Origin of the sequence: Streptomyces mutomycini (assembly GCF_001700505.1) — a bacterium.
GTDB classification, from domain to species: domain Bacteria; phylum Actinomycetota; class Actinomycetes; order Streptomycetales; family Streptomycetaceae; genus Streptomyces; species Streptomyces mutomycini.
This window is the reverse complement of the sequence record NZ_MAPV01000161.1, coordinates 10,544-11,061: the sequence shown is the minus strand read 5'-3', so window position 1 is coordinate 11,061 and position 518 is coordinate 10,544. Positions and strand designations below refer to the sequence as shown.

Genomic DNA, 518 nt, shown 5'->3' with positions numbered 1-518 from the left:
GGCCGCGACCACCGAGTACGCCACCCGTCAGGAGATGGAGGACCTCGTGCGGCAAGTCCACCAGCTCACACAGATACAGCTGCAACTGATGGGCCAGCTGAACCAGTTGCTGAGCGCTCAGTCGGCCCAGCCGGTCCGGACCGGTCAGGTGGACCGATGACCGGCGGCCCCGGCTCCGTCTCCGCGGCGGTCGACAGGGACCTCGCCGCCATGGCCGAGCTGTCGCGGCGCATCGCCGTCCGGATGGGGGCGCCCGAGAACGGACCGGAGCAGACCACAGCTGCCCGGCCCGCCCAGCACGGGCCGCGCCCCGAGGTGTCCCGCGACTCCGGCATGGTCGGCGGCGGGTCTCCCGGGACCCAGCGGGCGCACCTCGACGACCTGGTACGCCGCTACAACGCCAAGACACCCAGCTCCAAGCGGGTTGCCCAGCGCTACCGCCGGGTGCTCGCCGACAGCCGGGCTGCGGTCGGTTTCCGCAGCAGCACGAAGGAGATGCTGTACCCCATCGCGGGCCG

At 72.2% G+C, this 518-nt stretch carries 1 pseudogene; it reads left to right on the top strand.

From position 1 onward, the window contains the following. Positions 1 to 156 precede the first annotated feature (156 nt). A pseudogene (locus tag BFF76_RS34000) lies at positions 157 to 518 on the top strand (hypothetical protein); the annotation flags it as partial.